This is a genomic window from Sphingobium sp. JS3065, assembly GCF_026427355.1.
Taxonomy (GTDB): Bacteria; Pseudomonadota; Alphaproteobacteria; order Sphingomonadales; family Sphingomonadaceae; genus Sphingobium.
Window position 1 is genome coordinate 688,719 of sequence record NZ_CP102664.1, and the last position, 18,237, is coordinate 706,955.

Annotated in this window: 19 protein-coding genes; 11 read left to right on the forward strand and 8 right to left on the reverse strand. The window is 65.5% G+C overall.

What is annotated here, in order from left to right; genetic code table 11:
• Positions 1-21 precede the first annotated feature (21 nt).
• From NUH86_RS03370 to NUH86_RS03380, 3 genes are read left to right on the forward strand one after another with little or no spacing between them, the layout of a single operon-like run.
• Entirely contained in the window at positions 22-747 is a 726-nt protein-coding gene (locus tag NUH86_RS03370) for a VIT1/CCC1 transporter family protein (RefSeq protein ID WP_267251271.1), read from the forward strand.
• Positions 748-786: 39 nt separating this feature from the next.
• Positions 787-1,332, forward strand: coding sequence for a glutathione peroxidase (locus tag NUH86_RS03375; protein ID WP_267252024.1), 546 nt, complete (start codon positions 787-789; stop codon positions 1,330-1,332).
• A 55-nt stretch (positions 1,333-1,387) separates the two neighbouring features.
• Positions 1,388-2,020, forward strand: coding sequence for a trimeric intracellular cation channel family protein (locus tag NUH86_RS03380; protein ID WP_267251272.1), 633 nt, complete (start codon positions 1,388-1,390; stop codon positions 2,018-2,020).
• Between the two features lie 40 nt (positions 2,021-2,060).
• Here NUH86_RS03380 and sppA read toward each other — a convergent pair whose 3' ends face one another.
• A complete protein-coding gene (gene sppA / locus NUH86_RS03385) occupies positions 2,061-3,962 on the reverse strand; it encodes a signal peptide peptidase SppA (protein WP_267252025.1) in 1,902 nt (633 codons plus the stop codon).
• A gap of 154 nt (positions 3,963-4,116) precedes the next feature.
• Here sppA and gpmA point away from each other — a divergent pair, with 154 nt between their 5' ends.
• The 8 genes from gpmA to NUH86_RS03425 all read left to right on the forward strand — a co-directional run bounded on the left by gpmA (position 4,117) and on the right by NUH86_RS03425 (position 12,265).
• Positions 4,117-4,803, forward strand: coding sequence for a 2,3-diphosphoglycerate-dependent phosphoglycerate mutase (gene gpmA / locus NUH86_RS03390; RefSeq protein WP_267251273.1), 687 nt, complete (start codon positions 4,117-4,119; stop codon positions 4,801-4,803).
• Between the two features lie 207 nt (positions 4,804-5,010).
• Positions 5,011-5,505, forward strand: a complete 495-nt coding sequence (purE, locus tag NUH86_RS03395) for a 5-(carboxyamino)imidazole ribonucleotide mutase (RefSeq protein ID WP_267251274.1) — start codon at positions 5,011-5,013, stop codon at positions 5,503-5,505.
• A gap of 1 nt (position 5,506) precedes the next feature.
• Entirely contained in the window at positions 5,507-6,577 is a 1,071-nt protein-coding gene (locus NUH86_RS03400; RefSeq protein WP_267251275.1) for a 5-(carboxyamino)imidazole ribonucleotide synthase, read from the forward strand.
• 85 nt (positions 6,578-6,662) lie between these two features.
• Positions 6,663-7,190: a dihydrofolate reductase gene (locus NUH86_RS03405; protein ID WP_267251276.1), complete on the forward strand. Its 528-nt coding sequence runs from the start codon at positions 6,663-6,665 to the stop codon at positions 7,188-7,190.
• 8 nt (positions 7,191-7,198) lie between these two features.
• Positions 7,199-8,137: a bifunctional riboflavin kinase/FAD synthetase gene (locus tag NUH86_RS03410; protein ID WP_267251277.1), complete on the forward strand. Its 939-nt coding sequence runs from the start codon at positions 7,199-7,201 to the stop codon at positions 8,135-8,137.
• Positions 8,138-8,277: 140 nt separating this feature from the next.
• Positions 8,278-11,199, forward strand: coding sequence for an isoleucine--tRNA ligase (ileS, locus tag NUH86_RS03415; protein WP_267251278.1), 2,922 nt, complete (start codon positions 8,278-8,280; stop codon positions 11,197-11,199).
• Between the two features lie 143 nt (positions 11,200-11,342).
• Entirely contained in the window at positions 11,343-11,855 is a 513-nt protein-coding gene (lspA, locus tag NUH86_RS03420) for a signal peptidase II (RefSeq protein ID WP_267251279.1), read from the forward strand.
• Positions 11,855-12,265 (forward strand): DUF3035 domain-containing protein, encoded by a 411-nt coding sequence (locus tag NUH86_RS03425; RefSeq protein ID WP_267251280.1) that lies wholly within the window; start codon positions 11,855-11,857, stop codon positions 12,263-12,265. The genes lspA and NUH86_RS03425 overlap by 1 nt, the downstream gene beginning before the upstream one ends.
• A 9-nt stretch (positions 12,266-12,274) precedes the next feature.
• Here NUH86_RS03425 and NUH86_RS03430 read toward each other — a convergent pair whose 3' ends face one another.
• The 7 genes from NUH86_RS03430 to NUH86_RS03460 all read right to left on the reverse strand — a co-directional run bounded on the left by NUH86_RS03430 (position 12,275) and on the right by NUH86_RS03460 (position 18,177).
• On the reverse strand, positions 12,275-12,604 hold the full coding sequence (locus tag NUH86_RS03430) for an ArsR/SmtB family transcription factor (protein ID WP_267251281.1): 330 nt from the start codon (positions 12,602-12,604) through the stop codon (positions 12,275-12,277).
• Positions 12,591-13,046, reverse strand: a complete 456-nt coding sequence (locus NUH86_RS03435; protein WP_267251282.1) for an SRPBCC family protein — start codon at positions 13,044-13,046, stop codon at positions 12,591-12,593. The genes NUH86_RS03430 and NUH86_RS03435 overlap by 14 nt, the downstream gene beginning before the upstream one ends.
• A gap of 65 nt (positions 13,047-13,111) precedes the next feature.
• The gene (dxs, locus tag NUH86_RS03440) at positions 13,112-15,046 is read right to left on the reverse strand and encodes a 1-deoxy-D-xylulose-5-phosphate synthase (RefSeq protein ID WP_267251283.1); all 1,935 of its coding nucleotides are present in this window, start codon (positions 15,044-15,046) and stop codon (positions 13,112-13,114) included.
• Between the two features lie 49 nt (positions 15,047-15,095).
• The gene (locus NUH86_RS03445) at positions 15,096-15,566 is read right to left on the reverse strand and encodes a Fur family transcriptional regulator (protein WP_267251284.1); all 471 of its coding nucleotides are present in this window, start codon (positions 15,564-15,566) and stop codon (positions 15,096-15,098) included.
• A gap of 45 nt (positions 15,567-15,611) precedes the next feature.
• Positions 15,612-15,938, reverse strand: coding sequence for a DUF423 domain-containing protein (locus NUH86_RS03450; RefSeq protein WP_267251285.1), 327 nt, complete (start codon positions 15,936-15,938; stop codon positions 15,612-15,614).
• The gene (locus tag NUH86_RS03455; protein WP_267251286.1) at positions 15,935-17,755 is read right to left on the reverse strand and encodes a monovalent cation:proton antiporter-2 (CPA2) family protein; all 1,821 of its coding nucleotides are present in this window, start codon (positions 17,753-17,755) and stop codon (positions 15,935-15,937) included. The genes NUH86_RS03450 and NUH86_RS03455 overlap by 4 nt, the downstream gene beginning before the upstream one ends.
• Complete coding sequence (locus tag NUH86_RS03460; RefSeq protein WP_267251287.1) at positions 17,755-18,177, reverse strand: iron-sulfur cluster assembly scaffold protein; 423 nt, start codon at positions 18,175-18,177, stop codon at positions 17,755-17,757. Before NUH86_RS03460 ends, NUH86_RS03455 begins: the two co-directional genes overlap by 1 nt.
• Between the last annotated feature and the right edge of the window lie 60 nt (positions 18,178-18,237).

The following is an 18,237-nucleotide window of genomic DNA, read 5'->3' on the forward strand; positions in this document are numbered from 1 at the left end:
CAGCCAGTCTGGGGAAAGCGCATGGAACAGTCCGCGACGATGCAGGACAAGGACATGATCGACGGCCATCATGCGGTCCATTATGTCAACCGCGTAGGCTGGCTGCGCGCCGCCGTTCTGGGCGCCAATGACGGCATCGTCTCTACCGCCAGCCTGCTCACCGGCATCGCGGCGTCCGGCGCGGCGCGGGAGACTATCCTGCTTTCCGGCATAGCCGCGCTGGTCGCCGGGGCCATGTCTATGGCGGCGGGCGAATATGTCTCCGTCAGCGCCCAATCCGATACGGAGCGCGCCGATCTGGCCAAGGAAAAGAAGGCGCTGGCCCAGCAGCCGCATGTGGAATGGGAGGAACTGCGCGACATCTATGCCGCTCGCGGGCTGACACCGGACCTTGCCGGTCAGGTGGCGACCCAGTTGATGAATGTCGACGCGCTGGCCGCCCATGCGCGGGATGAACTGGGCATTTCCGAAATCAGCACCGCCCGCCCGATCCAGGCCGCGCTGACATCCGCCGCGACCTTTTCCGTCGGAGCCGTCGCGCCCGTATTGGCGGCGGTGGCCAGCCCATCCCATGCCATCATGGCCGTTGCGGTCACGTCCCTGCTTTGCCTGGCCGTGCTGGGCTATATCGGGGCGCGGCTCGGCGGCGGCGGGATCGTGCGCGCCGTCGCTCGCGTCGTCTTCTGGGGCGTGTTCGCGATGCTGGCGACCTCCGGCGTGGGCAAGCTTTTCGGAGCGGCAATTTGACGGCGCGACCCGCCGCCTGTTTTTCAAGGAGATGATATGATGACCGATATTCAGCAAATCCCGCTCAAGACCATCAAGGGCGCCGACGCCAGCCTGACCGACTATGCCGGCAAGGTGGTGCTGGCGGTCAATGTCGCCTCCAAATGCGGACTGACCCCGCAATATGAGGGGCTGGAAAAACTCTATGCCGATTACAAGGATCGGGGGCTGGTGGTCGCCGGATTCCCCGCCAATGATTTCGGCGCGCAGGAGCCGGGCAGCAATGAAGAGATCGCGACCTTCTGCACCACCAATTTTGGCGTCGATTTCCCGATGTTCGAAAAGATCGTCGTCACTGGCCCGGAAAAGCACCCGCTCTACGCCGCGCTGACCAACGCCCAGCCGGAAGCGCAGGGCGACGGCGCCGCCTTCCGCGAAAAGCTGCAAGGCTATGGCATCACGCCCAATCCCGAACCTGAAGTCCTGTGGAATTTCGAAAAATTCGTGATCGGCAAGGACGGGAGCGTGGTTGCCCGTTTCGCGCCGACGACCGCGCCCGATGACGCCGCCCTGATCGCCGTGATCGAGGGTGAACTCGCGAAATAGGGATTCCCGCTTGAGATGGCTCGACAGAAGCGGCTGACGGCGGTTAACTCCGCCCATGCTGCAACCTGCCATCGCCTTTCACCAGATCGGTCCGGTCCTCGAAACGCTGAGCATCGTCGGCATTTTCGTCTTCGCTGCCTCCGGCGCGCTGGCGGCGGCGCGCCTGAGGCTGACGATGGTGACCTTCGCTTTCTTCGCGCTGGTGACGGGGGTGGGGGGCGGCACGGTCCGCGACCTGCTGATCGGCGCGCCGGTCTTCTGGGTGCATGACGCAGTGCCCGCCATCACCTGCATGATCGCGGCGCTGCTCGTCTGGTTCACGCCGCGCCGCCTGTGGAGCGAGCGCGCCCTCGACTGGCTCGACGCCGTGGGCCTGACCGCCTTCGCCGTCTATGGCGCGGCCAAGGCGATGAGCTATGGGGTTCCGCCCTTCGTCGCGGCGATGATGGGTATCGTCACCGGCTGCGTCGGCGGCATCATGCGCGATCTGCTGGCGGGGGAACCGTCGATCCTGTTGCGTCCGGAACTTTATGTGACGGCGGCGGCGCTGTCGTCGGGCCTGTTCGTGGTGCTGCACTGGTGGGGGCTGGACGTTCCCGTCGCCGGGCTGATCGCCGCGCTGCTCGGTTTCCTGCTGCGGGCGGCGGCGATCTGGCGAGGTCTCGGCCTGCCGCATTACAAGGCCTGATCCTCCCACAGGGAGGATCTGGACAGGTCCGTCTCCCGCCCTACCGCCAGAAGCCCAGCAGCACGGCCATCAGCCCCCGCTCATCCGCGGCCTTCGCCACTCGCGGCGCGCCATAGCCGCGGCATTCCAGGCAATCCGCCCGCACTCCGGCGCCGCTCACCAGCGCGCGCACGTCGGAAACAGCCTGCAAGGCCCAGTTCCGCTGCACCATCGCCTGCCGTCCCAGCAGGTCGCGCCCCATCAGGCTATCGGGCGCCCCGGCATCATCCTCATCCTCGCGATCCACGATGGACTGGACGAATTCCGCGAATTTGTCCGGCTCCTTGGCGATGCGATAGGGTTTGGCCTTGGCCGGATCGATCTTCGCCAGCTTCGCCGCCTCGGCAATCGCGTCCTCCAGCCCGCCGAAGCGATCCACCAGCCCGATCTGCCGCGCCGTGCCGCCGTCCCACACACGGCCCTGCGCGATGGCGTCGATCTGCTGCGGCGTCTTGCGCCGGGATTGCGCGACCAGCCCGACGAAGCGGCCGTAAATATCCTCGACCCCCATCTGCATGATCCGGTCGAATTCCGGCGTCGTGCCCCCGGCCACGTCGGGCTGGCCGGAAAGCGGCGTCGTCTTCACCCCGTCGGTGGTCACGCCGATCTTCGCCAACGTGCCCTCGAAACTTGGGAGGATGCCGAACACGCCGATCGACCCGGTGATCGTGTCCGGCTCGGCAAAGATGACGTTCGCGGGCGTCGACACCCAATAACCGCCGCTGGCCGCGACATTGCCCATGGACACCACGACCGGCAGTCCGTCGGTCTTGGCCTCCATGATGGCGCTGCGGATCTTCTCCGACGCCATCACCGATCCGCCCGGCGAATCGACCCGCACCACCAGCGCCTTCAAATCCTTCTCCGCCAGCGCCTTGCGCAGCAGCCCCGAAATCGTGTCGCCCGCCGCCGTGCCCGGCCCGGCCTCGCCATCGACGATATCGCCCGCGATGGTCAGCACGCCGATATCCCCGTCATCGGCGGGCTTGTGCGCCTTCATATAGGTGCGCAGGTCGATGGCCGCGAAGTCCCCGTCCTTGTCGTCCGGCGCGTCGCCCGCCACCTCCGCCACCCGCGCCCCAAAGGCCGCTTCGTCGCCCAGCCTGTCGATCAGGCCCGCGCCCAGCGCCGCCTTTGCCAGATTGCCGCCAGCCGCCTCCGCCAGGCCCGCCGGATTGCCGACATAGGCCGCCAGCCTGGCCTTGGGCCGCGCCCTGGCGACGTCCTGCTTCCAATCCTCCCACAGCGCATCGGCCAGCGCCTGGTTGGCCTGCTTCGCCTCCGGCGACTGGCCGGTCCGTGTGAAGGGTTCGACAAAGCTCTTATAGGTGCCGACGCGATAGACATGGGTGTTGACCCCCAGCTTGTCGATCAGCCCCTTATAGTAAAGCCCCGATCCGCCGCGCCCGGTGATCGCCACGCCGCCCAGCGGATTGACCCAGCTTTCGCTGGCATGGGCGGCCAGTTGATAGCCGTCGTCGCTATAGATGGTCGCATAGGCGAAGACCGGCTTCTTCGCGGCGCGCACGGCGTCCAGCGCCTTTCCCACCCGCGCCAGCGCCACCTGACCGCCGCCCGCGAACCCGTCCAGGTTCAGCACCACGGCCTTGACCTTCTTGTCATCCCTGGCGGCGTCCAGCGCGGCGACGATGTCGGCCAACCCATATTCCTTCGCCCGGTCGTTCCCGCCCGTCAGCAGCGCCATCGGATCGACCTCGGAAGGCTGCTCGACGATGCTGCCCTCCAGCTTCAGCAACAGCGCGCCGCTGCGCACGCTCTGCGCGGGCTTGGGCGACCAGGACAGCGCCGCATAGAGAAGGCCGAAGAAGCCCAGCAGGAACAGCAGCACCAGCCCGTCCTTGATGGCGACCAATATGCGCCACATGCCCTTCACGAATGCCAAGTCGCCGCTTCCTTCTTCCAACGCCCGCATGGGCTATCCCATCGACGGATCGACTGCAATGTGGGGGCGGGCGGGGGTTGCGCAAGCTTGCGCTGGATATTTCCAACGCTATGGGAGGGCGCAACATTTAGCTCTTGTCCAGGAGACGCGCCCCATGCCCACCCTCGTCCTCATCCGCCACGGCCAGTCCGCCTGGAATCTCGAAAACCGCTTTACCGGCTGGTGGGACGTGGACGTGACCGAAAAGGGCGCGGAGGAAGCCCGCGCCGCCGGTCGCCTGCTCAAGGAAAAGGGGCTGGATTTCGACCAGTGCTACACCTCCGTCCAGACCCGCGCGATCAAGACGCTGAACCTGGTGCTGGAGGAGATGGGCCGCCTCTGGCTGCCCGTGGAAAAGGACTGGCGCCTCAACGAACGCCATTATGGCGGCCTCACCGGCCTCAACAAGGCGGAGACGGCGGCCAGGCATGGCGACGATCAGGTGAAGATCTGGCGCCGCAGCTTCGACACGCCGCCGCCGCCGCTGGAGGCGGGCAGCGAATTCGACCTGTCGAAGGACCGCCGCTATGCGGGCATCGCCATCCCCTCGACGGAATCGCTGAAGGACACCATCGCCCGCGTGCTCCCCTATTGGGAGGAACGCATCGCTCCCGACCTGAAGGCGGGCAAGCGCGTCGTCATCTCCGCCCACGGCAACTCGCTCCGCGCACTGGTGAAGCATCTGTCGAACATCCCCGATGACGAGATCACCGAACTGGAAATCCCGACCGGCCAGCCCATCGTCTATGACCTCGCCGACGACCTGACGGCCAAGGACCGCTACTATCTGTCGGAACGCTAAAAAGTCCCCCACCCTTTCAAGGGAAGGGCTAGGGGTGGGTGCGAGCGCAGCGAGCTCCTGTCCTAACCGCTACGGATTGCCGCTCGCCCGGCACACCCACCCCCGGCCCCTCCCTTGAAGGGGCGGGGAGAAAGAAGCATTGCCCCTCCGCCAACCTCCCGCTAAGGGGCTTTGCTTTCCGCACCATCCAGGGAAGCGCCAAGCGAAATGACCGGGGCAGTCGAAGCCGCAAAAGTCGGCATCATCATGGGCAGCCGATCCGACTGGGAAACGATGCGCCATGCGTCCGAAACCCTCGAAGCGCTCGGCGTCGCCCATGAATGCAAGGTCGTTTCCGCCCACCGCACCCCGCAGCGCCTCTACGACTACGCCACCGGCGCGGTCGACCGTGGCCTGAAAGTCATCATCGCCGGTGCAGGCGGCGCCGCGCACCTCCCCGGCATGGCAGCATCGATGACCCGCCTCCCGGTCCTGGGCGTCCCCGTGGAATCCAAGGCATTGAAGGGCATGGACAGCTTGCTCTCCATCGTCCAGATGCCCGGCGGCATCCCCGTGGGCACGCTCGCCATCGGCAAGCCCGGCGCGATCAACGCGGCGCTGCTGGCCGCCTCCATCCTCGCCACCACCGACGAAGCGCTGGCCCAGCGGCTGGACGCCTGGCGCGCCAAGCAGACCAACGACGTAGCGGAAACCCCGGAATAAGATGACGACGATCGCGCCCGGCTCCACCATCGGCATATTAGGCGGCGGCCAGCTTGGCCGCATGATCGCCATCGCCGCCGCGCAGCTTGGCTATCGCACCCACATCTACGCCCCGGAAACGAGCGGCCCCGCCGCCGACGTTTCCCCCCGCTGGACGCAGGGCGCCTATGAAGACGCCGCCGCCCTCGCGGCCTTCGCCGACAGCGTCGACGTGGTGACCTATGAGTTCGAGAATATCGACCCCTTGGCCATCGAAGTCCTCGCCACGCACGGCCTCGTCCGCCCCGGCGCGCAGGCGCTGCGCATCGCGCAGGACCGCCTCGCCGAAAAGCGCTTCGTCTGCGACCTTGGCGGCCTGACCGCCCCCTTCGCCCCGGTCGAAAGCCTGGACGACCTGGAAGAAGCCATCGACCGGATCGGCAGCAGGGCGATCCTGAAAACCAACCGCATGGGCTATGACGGCAAGGGGCAGGCCCGCCTTTCCGACCCCGGCGACGCGGTGCGCGCATGGAACGCGATTCAGCGCCAGAGCGCCATACTGGAAGGCTTCGTCACCTTCGCGCAGGAATTTTCCGTCATCCTCGTTCGCGGCGCGGACGGCCAGATTCGTTTCTGGGACTCCGCCGCCAACGTCCATAAGGACGGCATTCTCGACACGTCCACGGTCCCCGCAGGCTCCCTGATCGAAGGCCAGCTTCCCGAAGCCCGCGCCCTCGCGTCGAAGGTCGCCGACGCCCTCGACTATGTCGGCGTCCTGACGCTGGAATATTTCGCCAGCGCCGACGGCCCGGTCTTCAACGAAATGGCCCCCCGCGTTCACAATAGCGGCCACTGGACCATCGAAGGCGCGCTCACCAGCCAGTTCGAAAACCATGTCCGCGCCATTTGCGGCCTGCCGCTGGGCGACACCGGCCTCGCCGCCGCAAAGGTCGAGATGCATAATCTGATCGGCGAACAGGCCAATGACTGGCTGCAAATCCTGTCCGATCCGGCCAACCACCTGCACCTCTACGGCAAGCATGAAGCCCGCTCCGGCCGCAAGATGGGCCACGTCACCCGCTTGACCCTATGATCGAAACAGCCCGACACCCCACCACCGTTCGGGCTGCGCCTGTCGAAGCCCCTCTCTTCTTCTTGAAGAGAGCCAGGCAGGCGTCATGACCCATCCCGCCCCTGAAATCGTCCTCATCCTCGCCCGCGCGGACAATGGCGTGATCGGCAAGGATGGCGACCTGCCCTGGCGCCTGCCCGCCGACCTCCGGCATTTCAAGGCGCTGACCCTGGGCCACCCGATGGTCATGGGCCGCAAGACCTTCGACAGCCTGCCCGGCCTGCTCCCCGGCCGCCGCCACATCGTCCTTACCCGCGACAGCGCATGGGCAGGGGAGGGCGCCGAACCTGTCCCCACGGCGGAAACCGCCATCGCAAAGGCCGCTGCCGCCACGGTCGCGGTGATCGGCGGCGCGGAAATCTATCGCCTCTTCCTGCCGCTCGCCCACCGCATCGAACTCACCGAAGTCCATGTCGACGCGGAAGGCGACACCCATATCGCCTATCCCGACCCTGCCGAATGGCAGGAAACCGCCCGCGAAGATCATCCCGCGAAAGACGGCCGCCCCGCCTACAGCTTCGTCACCTTCCGCCGCCCGGCCACGCATTGCCAGCGGCCGGACACACCCCTATAGCGCGCCTCATGGAGCGGCTGCACAGCAGCGCCCCGATGCCCGCCCATCTGCGCGGCAGCATCATGGCGCTGGGGAATTTCGACGGATTTCACGCCGGGCACCAGGCCGTTGCCCGCCGCGCCATAGCGCTTGCCAGCGCGCAGGGCCGCCCGGCGATCATCGCCACCTTCGACCCGCATCCCATGCGGCTGTTCCGCCCGGAAACGCCCTGGTTCCGCCTGACGACGCTCGATCAGCGCGAACGCCTGTTCGCCAGGGCGGGCGCCGACGCGATGCTGGTCTTCGACTTCACCCGCGGACTGGCCGCGCTCGACCCGCAGGCTTTCGTCGATCTGCTGGCGCAATGGGGCGTCGCCGGAGTCGTGACCGGGGAGGATTTCACCTTCGGCAAGGACCGCGCCGGTTCCATCGCAACCCTTGCGGAACTGGGCGCGCCCCTCGGCATCGCCGCGCAGGCCGTGGCCCCGATCACGGGGCAGGATGGCGACATCATCTCCTCCACCCGGATCCGGCAGGCGCTGAAATCCGGCGATTGCGCCATGGCCACCCGCCTGCTGACCCGCCCCTTCACTATAGAGGGTACGGTCCAGCATGGCGACAAGCTGGGCCGCACCATCGGTTTCCCGACCGCCAATGTCGACCTGGGCCATTATCTGCGCCCGGCCTATGGCATCTACGCCGTGCGCGGCCTGCTCCCGGATGGCCGGGTGCTGGACGGCGCCGCCAATCTCGGCATCCGCCCCAGTTTCGATCCGCCCAAGGAATTGCTGGAACCGCATTTCTTCGACTTCGCCGAAAGTCTCTACGATCAGCGGATAGAGGTTCAGATGATCCACTTCCTCCGCCCCGAAGCGAAGTTTGACGGCCTCGACGCCCTGATGGCCGCCATTGCGAAGGACTGCGACGATGCGCGGCAAATCCTTGCGGGAACGCCCCACCTCGCGTAGGGCCACCCTTCATTATTTCCGTTCGGGCTGAGCGAGGTCGAAGCCCCCACTGAGCGGAGCGAAGTGTTTCGCTACGTTCGGTTTGGCCCTTCGACTTCGCTCAGCATGAACGGCGTTTGCATTTCACCGCCGGACCCAAAATGACCGACCAGCCAGACTATAAGAGCACCGTCTTCCTTCCCGTCACCGACTTCCCGATGAAGGCGGGCCTCGCGCAGAAGGAACCGGCCATTTTGGCGCGCTGGGAGGAAATGGACCTCTACGGCAAGCTGCGCGAACGGCGGAAGGGCCGGGAACGCTTCATCCTCCACGACGGCCCGCCCTATGCCAATGGCGACATCCATATGGGCCATGCGATGAACAAGGTGCTGAAGGACATCATCGTCCGCAGCCAGTCGCTGCTCGGCAAGGACGCGCCCTATGTCCCCGGCTGGGACTGCCACGGCCTCCCCATCGAATGGAAGATCGAGGAGGAATATCGCAAGAAGAAGCAGAATAAGGACGAGGTTGCGCCCCAAGAATTCCGCGCCGAATGCCGCGCCTATGCGGACAAATGGGTCGGCGTTCAGAAGGAGCAGTTCAAGCGCCTTGGCGTCATGGGCGACTGGGACGATCCCTATCTCACCATGAAGTTCGACGCCGAAGCGACCATCGTGTCCGAACTGCTGAAATTCGCCGAAAGCGGCCAGCTTTATCGCGGCGCCAAGCCCGTCATGTGGTCCCCGGTCGAAAAAACCGCGCTGGCCGAGGCGGAGGTCGAATATGAGGATATCGTCTCGACCCAGATCGATGTGGCGTTCGAGATTGTCGAAGCGCCGAACGCGCCGGAACTGGTCGGCGCCCATGCGGTGATCTGGACGACGACGCCTTGGACGATCCCGGTGAACCAGGCCTTGGCCTATGGGCCGGAGGTTGAGTATGTTTGCGTTTGGTCACGTTTTGAGCGTGGGCAATGGGCTGGTCGTAAATTTGTCGTAGCCAAAGAATTGCTCGGTTCTTTCATCAATCGGTTGGATGGTGCGATCAAGGCGCAATTCGTGGCTGATTTTCCAGACGAAGTCGTCCCTGAAGTTCAATTCGAAAATACCCCGGCTTTTAAAGGCACCGACCTCGCCGGAGCCGTCGCCCGCCACCCGATGCACCATCTCGGCGGCTTCTTCGCCAAGCCCCGCCCGTTCCTCGCGGGCGATTTCGTCACCACCGACGCGGGCACCGGCCTCGTCCATATGGCGCCCGACCATGGCGAGGACGACTTCGCGCTCTGCAAGGCGAATGGCATCAACCCCGTCTTCGCGGTCGAAAATGACGGCAAATATCGCGACGACTGGCTCTGGCTTGGCGGTCAGGGATCGGTCATCAACCCGAAATTCGTCAGCAAGGACGGCCCGATCTGCACCGACCTGCGCGAAGCAGGCGGGCTTCTGGCGGCGTCCGACGACTTCAAGCACAGCTATCCCCATAGCTGGCGCTCGAAAGCGAAGATCATCTTCCGCTGCACCCCCCAATGGTTCATCCCGATGGATCGCAGCGCGCCGTGGTCTCCCTCTCCTGCGGGAGAGGGAAGGGGCCCGCTCGCGCAAGCGAGTGGGAAGGGTGAGGGCGACAACGCCGCCACCCTACGCGACCTCGCCCTCAATGCCATCGAACACACCCGCTGGGTTCCCGAACGCTCGATCAACCGCATCCGCTCGATGGTGGAGGGGCGTCCCGACTGGGTGATCAGCCGCCAGCGCGCCTGGGGCGTGCCCATCGCCCTCTATGTCCATCGCAAGACTGGCGAATATCTCGTTGATAAGGCAGTCAATGCCCGCATCATCGAGGCGTTCAAGGGCGCAGGCGCCGACGCATGGTTCGGCGCCGACCATCAGGCCCTGCTCGGCCCGGATTACGACCTCAACGACTATGAGGTGGTGAACGACATCCTCGACGTCTGGTTCGACAGCGGCTCCACCCACAGCTTCGTGGTAGAGGGCCGCTATGGCCCCAATGCCCGCGCCGACCTCTATCTCGAAGGTTCCGACCAGCATCGCGGCTGGTTCCAGTCGTCCCTGCTGGAAAGCAGCGGTACCCGCGGCCGCGCGCCTTATGACGCCGTTCTCACCCACGGCTTCGCGCTGGACGGGCAGGGCCGCAAAATGTCGAAGAGCCTCGGCAATGTGGTCGACCCGCTGAAGGTCATCGCGGAAAGCGGCTCCGACATCCTCCGCGTCTGGGTCGCAAGCACCGACTATTTTGACGACGTCCGCATCGGCAAGGAAGTGCTGGCCGGTTCGTCGGACGCCTATCGCAAACTTCGCAACAGTTTCCGTTACTTGCTGGGTGCTCTTTCCGATTTCTCTGATGATGAAAAGCTGCCCGTCAGCGAGATGCCGGAACTGGAGCGCTACATGCTCCACCTGTTGGCGAAGCTCGACGCCGACCTCAAGGGCGTGGTCGAAAAGGCGGCGGGCAGCGAAAACTGGCTCGAATTCAGCCGCTACACCCGCGCCCTGTTCGACTTCGCCAACGGCGACCTGTCGGCCTTCTTCTTCGATATCCGCAAGGACTGCCTCTATTGCGACGCGAAGTCCGACCCCAAGCGCCGCGCCTATCGCACGGTCCTGAACACGCTGTTCCACGCCCTGGTCCGCTACGCCGCGCCGATCATCCCCTTCACCGCTGAGGAAGTGTGGCAAAGCCGCTACGCAAACCCCGAAGAAAGCGTCCATTTCCTGGAATGGCCGGAAGTCGATGCAGCATGGCTGGACCGGAGCCTGGACGACAAATGGACCGAAATCCGCAACCAGCGCGATCAGGTCAACGAAGCCATCGAACCGCTCCGCCGCGAAAAGATCATCCGCTCCAGCCTGGAGGCCGATGTCACCATGGGGCTGACGGTCCCCAGCGACGGTGTGAACTTCGCCGAAATCGCCATCGTCGCCCGCATCGAAACGGGCAAGGGCGACGGTATCGCAGTGAAACCCAGCGACTGGCACAAATGCGGCCGCTGCTGGCGCCTGCTGCCGGAAGTGGAAGAGGACGGCGCGCTCTGCGGCCGCTGCGACGAGGTGCTCGCCAGCTAAAACTTCCCCTGTCCTACATCCGCGTTCCTCGGCTATAGCGCTGTGGGACGCAGGCTGTAGCAAGTGAACAATAAAGCAATGGCGCTTATCTGGGGTTCTTTCGTGTCACCTATGTTACCCAACTACTTTCGGGCACAGTGCTGATGGCGGCCCTCAACCACCGCCCCCTCGGCCTGATCGTCGCGACCGTCACGCTCGCGCTCGACCAACTCGTCAAATATACCGTCACCTATCCGCTGGCGCTGAAAAGCCGGATGGACGACGGCATTGAAATCCTGCCGGTCTTCCGCCTGCGCTGGCTGGAAAATCGCGGGGTTTCGATGGGTTTCTTCCATGCCGAAACGGATGTGATGCGCTGGATACTGGTCGGCATGACCATGCTGATCGCGGGCTTTGTGGGGGTGTGGATGTGGCGCGAAAAGGAGCGGCAGGATGTCGCGGCGCTCGGCCTGGTCCTCGGCGGCGCGATCGGCAACATCATCGACCGCGTGCGCCTGGGCTTTGTGATCGACTATGCCGACCTGCATTTCGGCGAATGGCGGCCTTTCCTGATTTTCAACCTGGCCGATGCGGCCATCACTTTCGGCGTGCTGATCCTGCTTGCGCGGGCGCTTCTGCTGCGCGAGAAGGGCGCAAAGACGGAGTCTCTGAACTGATGCGTAAACTGATCCTCGCCGCTGGCCTTATTTCCATGTTGTCCGCTTGCGGCGGCGGTGGCGGCCTGTTCAACCGCACCCGCCCCGATGAGTTCGCCGTGTCGCGTCAGGCGCCGCTGGTGATCCCGCCCGACTTCGCGCTGGTTCCGCCCGCTCCGGGCACCCCGGCCGCCGCGCAGGTGGATTCCAGCAAGGCCGCGATGGAGGCCATGTTCGGCGGTCCCGCCGCGCGCAGCGCCGCCGAAACCGGCACGCTGAACGCCGCCGGCCGTGCCAATGCCGCCGCAGGCATCCGCTCATCGGCGGGCGATCCGGGCACCGAAGTCGTGGACAAGGGCGCCACCACCCGCGACATCATCGCCGCCCCGGAAGGCGACGGCCAGGACGCCCGCGCCTCCACTCCGCAATGAACCAGTAACTTAGGGCTGGTTCTCGGCAAATTCCTTGAACCGGCCCAAAGTCCCGTCCCACTGACTCCCGACCTTGTCGAGCCAGTCCCGCGCTTCTGCGACGACCTCCGGACGCAGGGTGAACAGCACCTCCCGCCCGCTCCGGGTCCGCCGCACCAACCCGGCGCCAAGCAGCACATCCAGATGCTTCGCCACCGCCTGACGGCTGATCGGCAATCCATCGCCCAACTGGACGATAGACCGCTCCCCACCCTCGGAAAGCCGCCCGATCAACCCCAGCCGCGTCGTATCCCCCAGCGCCGCAAACAGCCGGGCAGGGGAGCCATCAACCCTCGACATAGTCGCGGATATTCTTCACCTGTTCGGCCCAGCCGCCGTCGTTGGACCGCATGATATTGCTCCGCCGGGGTTCCGGCACCTTGTCGAACCCGCTCTCGGTGACGGTCAGTCGCGTGCCTTCTCCCACCGGCTCCAGCATGAATTCCACCAGCGTCCATTCGGGCGCCGGCACGCCGCTCTCCATCAATTCCTTGTCGTCCCCGGTCGCGGGCCATTCATAGGCGAAGCGCGTCATCGGTTCGATCGCCACGACCCGCGCTTCCCAGCGATAATGTTCATAGCCCGGATAGGTCATCTGCCCCGTCGAGGCCCGACCCACGGCAAAGGGCTGGTCCAACGCCACGCGGAACCAAGCTCCAAACTTCTCATGATCGATCAGCGCGTCCCAGACCTTGTCGATGGGCGCAGCGATCTCGATGGTCTTGATGATGGCATCGGTCATATCGGCAACCTCCTGGTTGCCAATATAGGTGCGCCAGGAAGTTCATGCAACCTTCCGGTTGCCAATCAGGCCCGCACCTCCGTCCCGATGCCCGCGCTATTATGGCGCAGCGCCGTCAGCACCGTATCAACAATGGCCTCCGCATCCAGCCGTGCATCGGCATATTGCTTCTCAGGCTTGTCCTGATCCTGGAAGATGTCGGGCAGGCGCATGGTTCGCAGCTTGAGGCCATTGTCGATCAGCCCCTGGTCGCTCGCCAAAGTCAGCACATGCGCGCCAAGGCCGCCGATGGACCCTTCCTCTATGGTGACGGCGACTTCATGGGTGGTCAGCAACTTGCGGATCAGGGCCTCGTCCAACGGCTTGGCGAAGCGCAGGTCGGCAACGGTGGTCGAAAGCCCCTTGGCCTCCAGCGCTTCCGCCGCCTTCAGCGCCTCCTCCAGCCGGGTGCCGAGCGACAATATCGCGACTTGCCGTCCTTCACGGACGATGCGGCCCTTGCCGATCTCCAGCCGCTCCGGTGTCTCGGGCAGGGCGATCCCCGTACCATTGCCGCGCGGATAGCGCACCGCGATCGGCCCGTCGTCATGCACGGCGCAGGTGTGGACCATATGGACCAGCTCCGCTTCGTCAGCGGCCGCCATGACGACGAAATTAGGCAGGCTGGCAAGGTAGGTCACGTCGAAGCTGCCCGCATGGGTCGAACCGTCCGCACCGACCAGCCCCGCCCGGTCGATGGCGAAGCGCACCGGCAGATTCTGGATCGCCACGTCATGCACGACCTGATCATAGGCGCGCTGGAGGAAAGTCGAATAGATCGCGCAGAAGGGCCGCATTCCCTGCGCTGCCAGACCCGCCGCGAAGGTCACGGCGTGTTGCTCAGCAATGCCGACGTCGAACGTCCGGTCGGGAAAGGCGGCGGCGAATTTGTCCAGCCCCGTGCCCGAAGGCATGGCGGCGGTGATCGCGCACACCGCCGGATCGCGTTTCGCCTCCGCGATCAGCGCCTTGGCGAAGACGCCGGTGTAGCTGGGCGGTCCCGGAGGCGCCTGGGCCTGCGTGCCGGTGATGATGTCGAACTTCTGCACGCCATGATATTTGTCCGCCGCCGCCTCGGCCGGGGCATAGCCCTTGCCCTTCTGCGTCACGACATGGACCAGGCACGGCCCCTCCGCCGCGTCGCGGACATTTTCCAGCACCGGGATCAACTGGTCCAGATTATGCCCGTCTATCGGCCCGACATAGTAAAAGCCCAGTTCCTCGAACAATGTCCCGCCCATCGCCATGCCGCGCGCGAACTCGTCGGTCTTGCGCGCCGCGTTGTGGAGCGGGCGGGGCAGCTTGCGCGCCAGCCGCTTGGCCAGGTCGCGCAGACCCAGAAACTCCCGGCTCGACACCAGCCGCGCCAGATAGGCCGACAGGCCGCCGACGGGGGGCGCAATCGACATGTCGTTGTCGTTCAGGATCACGATTAGCCGGTTCCCGGCCTCCCGCGCATTGTTCATCGCCTCATAGGCCATGCCCGCCGACATGGAGCCGTCGCCGATGACGGCGATGCCCTTGCCCGGCTTGCCCTGCATCTTGTTCGCCACGGCAAAGCCCAGCGCCGCGCTGATCGAGGTGGAGCTATGCGCCGCGCCGAAGGGGTCGAACTCGCTCTCCGTCCGCTTGGTGAAGCCGCTCAGCCCGCCGCCCTGGCGCAGGGTGCGGATGCGGTCCCGCCGCCCGGTCAGTATCTTGTGCGGATAGCATTGATGGCCGACATCCCAGACCAGCTTGTCGTTGGGCGTATCGAACACATAATGGATGGCGGTGGTCAGCTCCACCACGCCCAGCCCGGACCCCAGATGGCCGCCCGTCACGCCCACGGCGGAAATCACTTCCTGCCGCAGCTCGTCGGCCAGTTGCCGAAGCCGGTCGGGTTGCAGTTTGCGCAGGTCGGCAGGCCAGACGACCTGGTCAAGCAGCGGGGTGGAGGGGCGATCGTTCATGTAAGACATAGACTCCCGACCGCGCTAGGCCGTTCCGGGCCGAAGCGCAACGTCTCCCTCACGCCGCGCATTTGGCGCAGGTGCCCAATATCTCGATGACCGGGCGTTCCGGCTGGAAACCCTCCGCCCTGGCGACGGCGCGGACCTTGTCCGTCACCTTGTCGTCATCGACATGGGTTGCCTGCTTGCAGCCTTTGCACACCAGGAAGATGCAGTCGTGATGGCAGCCGGGATGCACATTGGCGATATAGGCGTTGGCGCTTTCCACCCGCATCGCGATATTGTTGGCCACGAACAGGTCCAGGATGCGGTAGACGCTGTTGGGCGCCACCCGCTTTCCCCGCGCCTTCGACACGGTATCGGCTATGTCATAGGCCGATGCGGGCGTTTCCTCCGCCGCCAGAGCGTCGAAGATGGCGGCGCGCATCGGCGTCCATTGTTCCTGGCTCGCCTCCAGCGTGGCGCGCGCGGCATCCGCCAGACTGTCGCCTGCCGGTTCATGATGGTCGTGGTGGTGGTGATCGGCCATATGTTCAATCTAAGCGTGGGTGAGGGCGGGGGCAAGTGGCGGCGATCAGCCGCGCCAATAGATCCAGGCGGCCCATAGCCAGCCGGCGATCATCAGCGTCCCGCCGATGGGCGTCACTGCGCCCAGCCATTTGGGCGCTCCCAATGCCATGGCATAGAGGGTGAGGGCAAATATCGCCGCCCCGCCCAATTGCAGCGCCGCCGGACCCCGCGCTACCCCCATGATGGCGATCGCGGCCACGGCATGGATGAGCTGATAAAGGCCGCCGGTGCGCAGCCATTCCGCCGCCTGCGGGCTGGCCGCGCCATGCGCGCCAAAGGCCCCCGCCGCAATCGCCAAAGCCGCCGACAATGCCGCCAGAACCGCAATCATGCCTCTTCCTCTCCTTCGCCCCGCGCCAGCAGACGCATGCGGTTGCCGGGCCGGTACATCAAATCCTTGGCCGCCAGCAAATCGCCATGTTCGCCCTGCAGGGCCATGCGCTGTTCGTCATTCAGGCGATATTGGCGCTCGACTTCCTCAACCTCCTCCGACGGCACGCCCAGCGCCTGCATCGCCTGCACGCCCATGCAGATGGCGGATTCGAACACTTCGCGCACCACGCCTGACAAATCCATGTCCTGCAACGCCAGTAACTGCCGCCGGTCGAAGGCGCGGACCACCAGCGCCGCCTGCGGGAAAGCCTCCGCAATCGGCTCCAGCACCCGCGCGTCGAGCGAGGGGTCGTCGATGCAGAAGGCGATCAGCCGCGCCTCCTCCGCGCCCGACCGGCGTAGCAGGTCGATCCGCGTGCCGTCGCCATAATAGACCTTCATGTCAAACTGGCTGGAAACCTCGATCTGGGAGGGTTTCTTGTCGATCGGCACAACGCCGAAACCGTGGCCCATCAACATTTGCGCGACGGTCTGCCCGAATCGGCCATAGCCCACGATGATCGCGGTGCCGCGCGGCGCGTCTTCGGGCCGGGGCAGGTCCGGCCCAGTCTTGGGCCGGGCAAATTCCAGCCTGCGCGCGAACAGCATCAGGAAGGGGGTCGTCGCCATGGAGAAGGTGACGATGGCGCTGAACAGGCTGGCCGCCTGGGGCGCGATCAGCAGGGCGTTCTGCGCCTGCGCGAACAGGACGAAGCCGAATTCGCCGCCCTGGCTCAGCAGCAGTCCCGCGCCGATGGCCTGGTTCCGCTCCATGCCGAACAGCCGGGCGAGCCCCATGATCAGCCCCGCCTTGGTCAGCACCAATATCGCCGCCATGCCGATCACGAACAGGGGGTTGGCCGCCACTACATGCAGGTCCAGCACCATGCCGACCGCCAGGAAAAAAAGGCCCAGGAGGATCGAGCGGAAGGGTTCGACATCCGCCTCTATCTCATGCCGATAGGGCGAATCGGCCAGCATCACGCCTGCGATAAAGGCGCCCAGCGCGGTCGAGAGGTGCAGCGTGTGCATCAGCGCCGCCGCCGCCAGCACGGTGAACAGCCCGACCGTGACGAAAAGTTCCCGTTCGCCCAGTCGCCCGACCAGCCGCAGCAAGGGGCGCAGGACGAATCGCCCCGCCAGCACCAGTCCGGCGATCGCCGCGACCGTATAGCCCGCCGTCATCCATCCCGGCGTGCCGCCCGCATCGGAGGGATTGCGTGAGAGGGCCGCGACGATGGTGATCAGCGGAACGATCGATAGATCCTGGAACAGCAGGATCGAAAACACTTTCTCGCCAAAGGGCGAATTGATGCGGCCGCTGCTCTTGAGGCCCGGCAGAACCTGCGCGGTGGAGGAAAGCGCGAGCGGCAGCCCCAATGCGATGGCCGCGCCCCAGGTAAAGCCGGTGGTGTAGAAGATGATCGCTGTCAGCGCGCATCCGCACAGCACCACCTGCGCCGTGCCCAGCGCGAATATGTCGCGCTTCAACCGCCATAGCCGCGCCGGATGCAGTTCCAGCCCGACCAGGAACAGCAGCAGGACGATGCCGATCTCCGCGATGGCGAGCTTCGATTCCGCACCGCCCACCAGCCTCAGCCCCTGCGGCCCGACCAGCGCGCCCGCGACCAGATAACCCAGCACCGCGCCCAGCCCAAGGCGGCGGAACAGCAAGACGAACAGCACCGCCGCGCCCAGCAGGACCACCCCTTCGGAAAGCAATATATCGGTGGCGGAAACCGGCGGAGCGCCGACCTGCGCAACTTGTCCGTGCATCAGGCGTCGGCCATGCGCGCGGCTTCGGCAATGGCTTCGAAACCAAGCCGAATGGAGGCATGGCGCGCCGGATAGCCCCGCGCCGGCGCCAGCACCGCCAGCCCCGGCCAGAAATCCAGATCGTCGCTTTCCCCGGCCAGATAGGCGGTCAACCGGTCCCGCGCATCGGCCAGCTCATCGGCGGAGAGGCCAATCGCCTGCGCCGCCATCAGCGCCGCCGAAGCCTGCCCCAGCGCGCAGGCCTTCACGTCCAGCCCGATCTCCGCGATTCGCCCCGCCGCCATCCTGACATCCGCCGTCACCCGCGACCCGCATGTGGGGGAGCGCTTCTCCACGCTCGCCTGCGGATCGGACAGCCGCCGGTGATGGGGAATGTTCGCGGCCAGCCGCAAAATGTCCTTGTTGTAGAGGGGAGCGCTCATGCCCATCCATGTAGGTCAGGACGCGCCGGGGAGAAAGAGCGCAAGTCCATGTTTTGTTGC

Bases quoted from the DNA above. Each gene is read 5' to 3' on its own strand.
- NUH86_RS03370 (WP_267251271.1), top strand. From the start codon at position 22: ATGGAACAGTCCGCGACGATGCAGGACAAGGACATGATCGACGGCCAT.
- NUH86_RS03375 (WP_267252024.1), top strand. From the start codon at position 787: ATGACCGATATTCAGCAAATCCCGCTCAAGACCATCAAGGGCGCCGAC.
- NUH86_RS03380 (WP_267251272.1), top strand. From the start codon at position 1,388: ATGCTGCAACCTGCCATCGCCTTTCACCAGATCGGTCCGGTCCTCGAA.
- gpmA (WP_267251273.1), top strand. From the start codon at position 4,117: ATGCCCACCCTCGTCCTCATCCGCCACGGCCAGTCCGCCTGGAATCTC.
- purE (WP_267251274.1), top strand. From the start codon at position 5,011: ATGACCGGGGCAGTCGAAGCCGCAAAAGTCGGCATCATCATGGGCAGC.
- NUH86_RS03400 (WP_267251275.1), top strand. From the start codon at position 5,507: ATGACGACGATCGCGCCCGGCTCCACCATCGGCATATTAGGCGGCGGC.
- NUH86_RS03405 (WP_267251276.1), top strand. From the start codon at position 6,663: ATGACCCATCCCGCCCCTGAAATCGTCCTCATCCTCGCCCGCGCGGAC.
- NUH86_RS03410 (WP_267251277.1), top strand. From the start codon at position 7,199: ATGGAGCGGCTGCACAGCAGCGCCCCGATGCCCGCCCATCTGCGCGGC.
- ileS (WP_267251278.1), top strand. From the start codon at position 8,278: ATGACCGACCAGCCAGACTATAAGAGCACCGTCTTCCTTCCCGTCACC.
- lspA (WP_267251279.1), top strand. From the start codon at position 11,343: ATGGCGGCCCTCAACCACCGCCCCCTCGGCCTGATCGTCGCGACCGTC.
- NUH86_RS03425 (WP_267251280.1), top strand. From the start codon at position 11,855: ATGCGTAAACTGATCCTCGCCGCTGGCCTTATTTCCATGTTGTCCGCT.
- NUH86_RS03430 (WP_267251281.1), bottom strand. From the start codon at position 12,604: ATGTCGAGGGTTGATGGCTCCCCTGCCCGGCTGTTTGCGGCGCTGGGG.
- NUH86_RS03435 (WP_267251282.1), bottom strand. From the start codon at position 13,046: ATGACCGATGCCATCATCAAGACCATCGAGATCGCTGCGCCCATCGAC.
- dxs (WP_267251283.1), bottom strand. From the start codon at position 15,046: ATGTCTTACATGAACGATCGCCCCTCCACCCCGCTGCTTGACCAGGTC.
- NUH86_RS03445 (WP_267251284.1), bottom strand. From the start codon at position 15,566: ATGGCCGATCACCACCACCACGACCATCATGAACCGGCAGGCGACAGT.
- NUH86_RS03450 (WP_267251285.1), bottom strand. From the start codon at position 15,938: ATGATTGCGGTTCTGGCGGCATTGTCGGCGGCTTTGGCGATTGCGGCG.
- NUH86_RS03455 (WP_267251286.1), bottom strand. From the start codon at position 17,755: ATGCACGGACAAGTTGCGCAGGTCGGCGCTCCGCCGGTTTCCGCCACC.
- NUH86_RS03460 (WP_267251287.1), bottom strand. From the start codon at position 18,177: ATGAGCGCTCCCCTCTACAACAAGGACATTTTGCGGCTGGCCGCGAAC.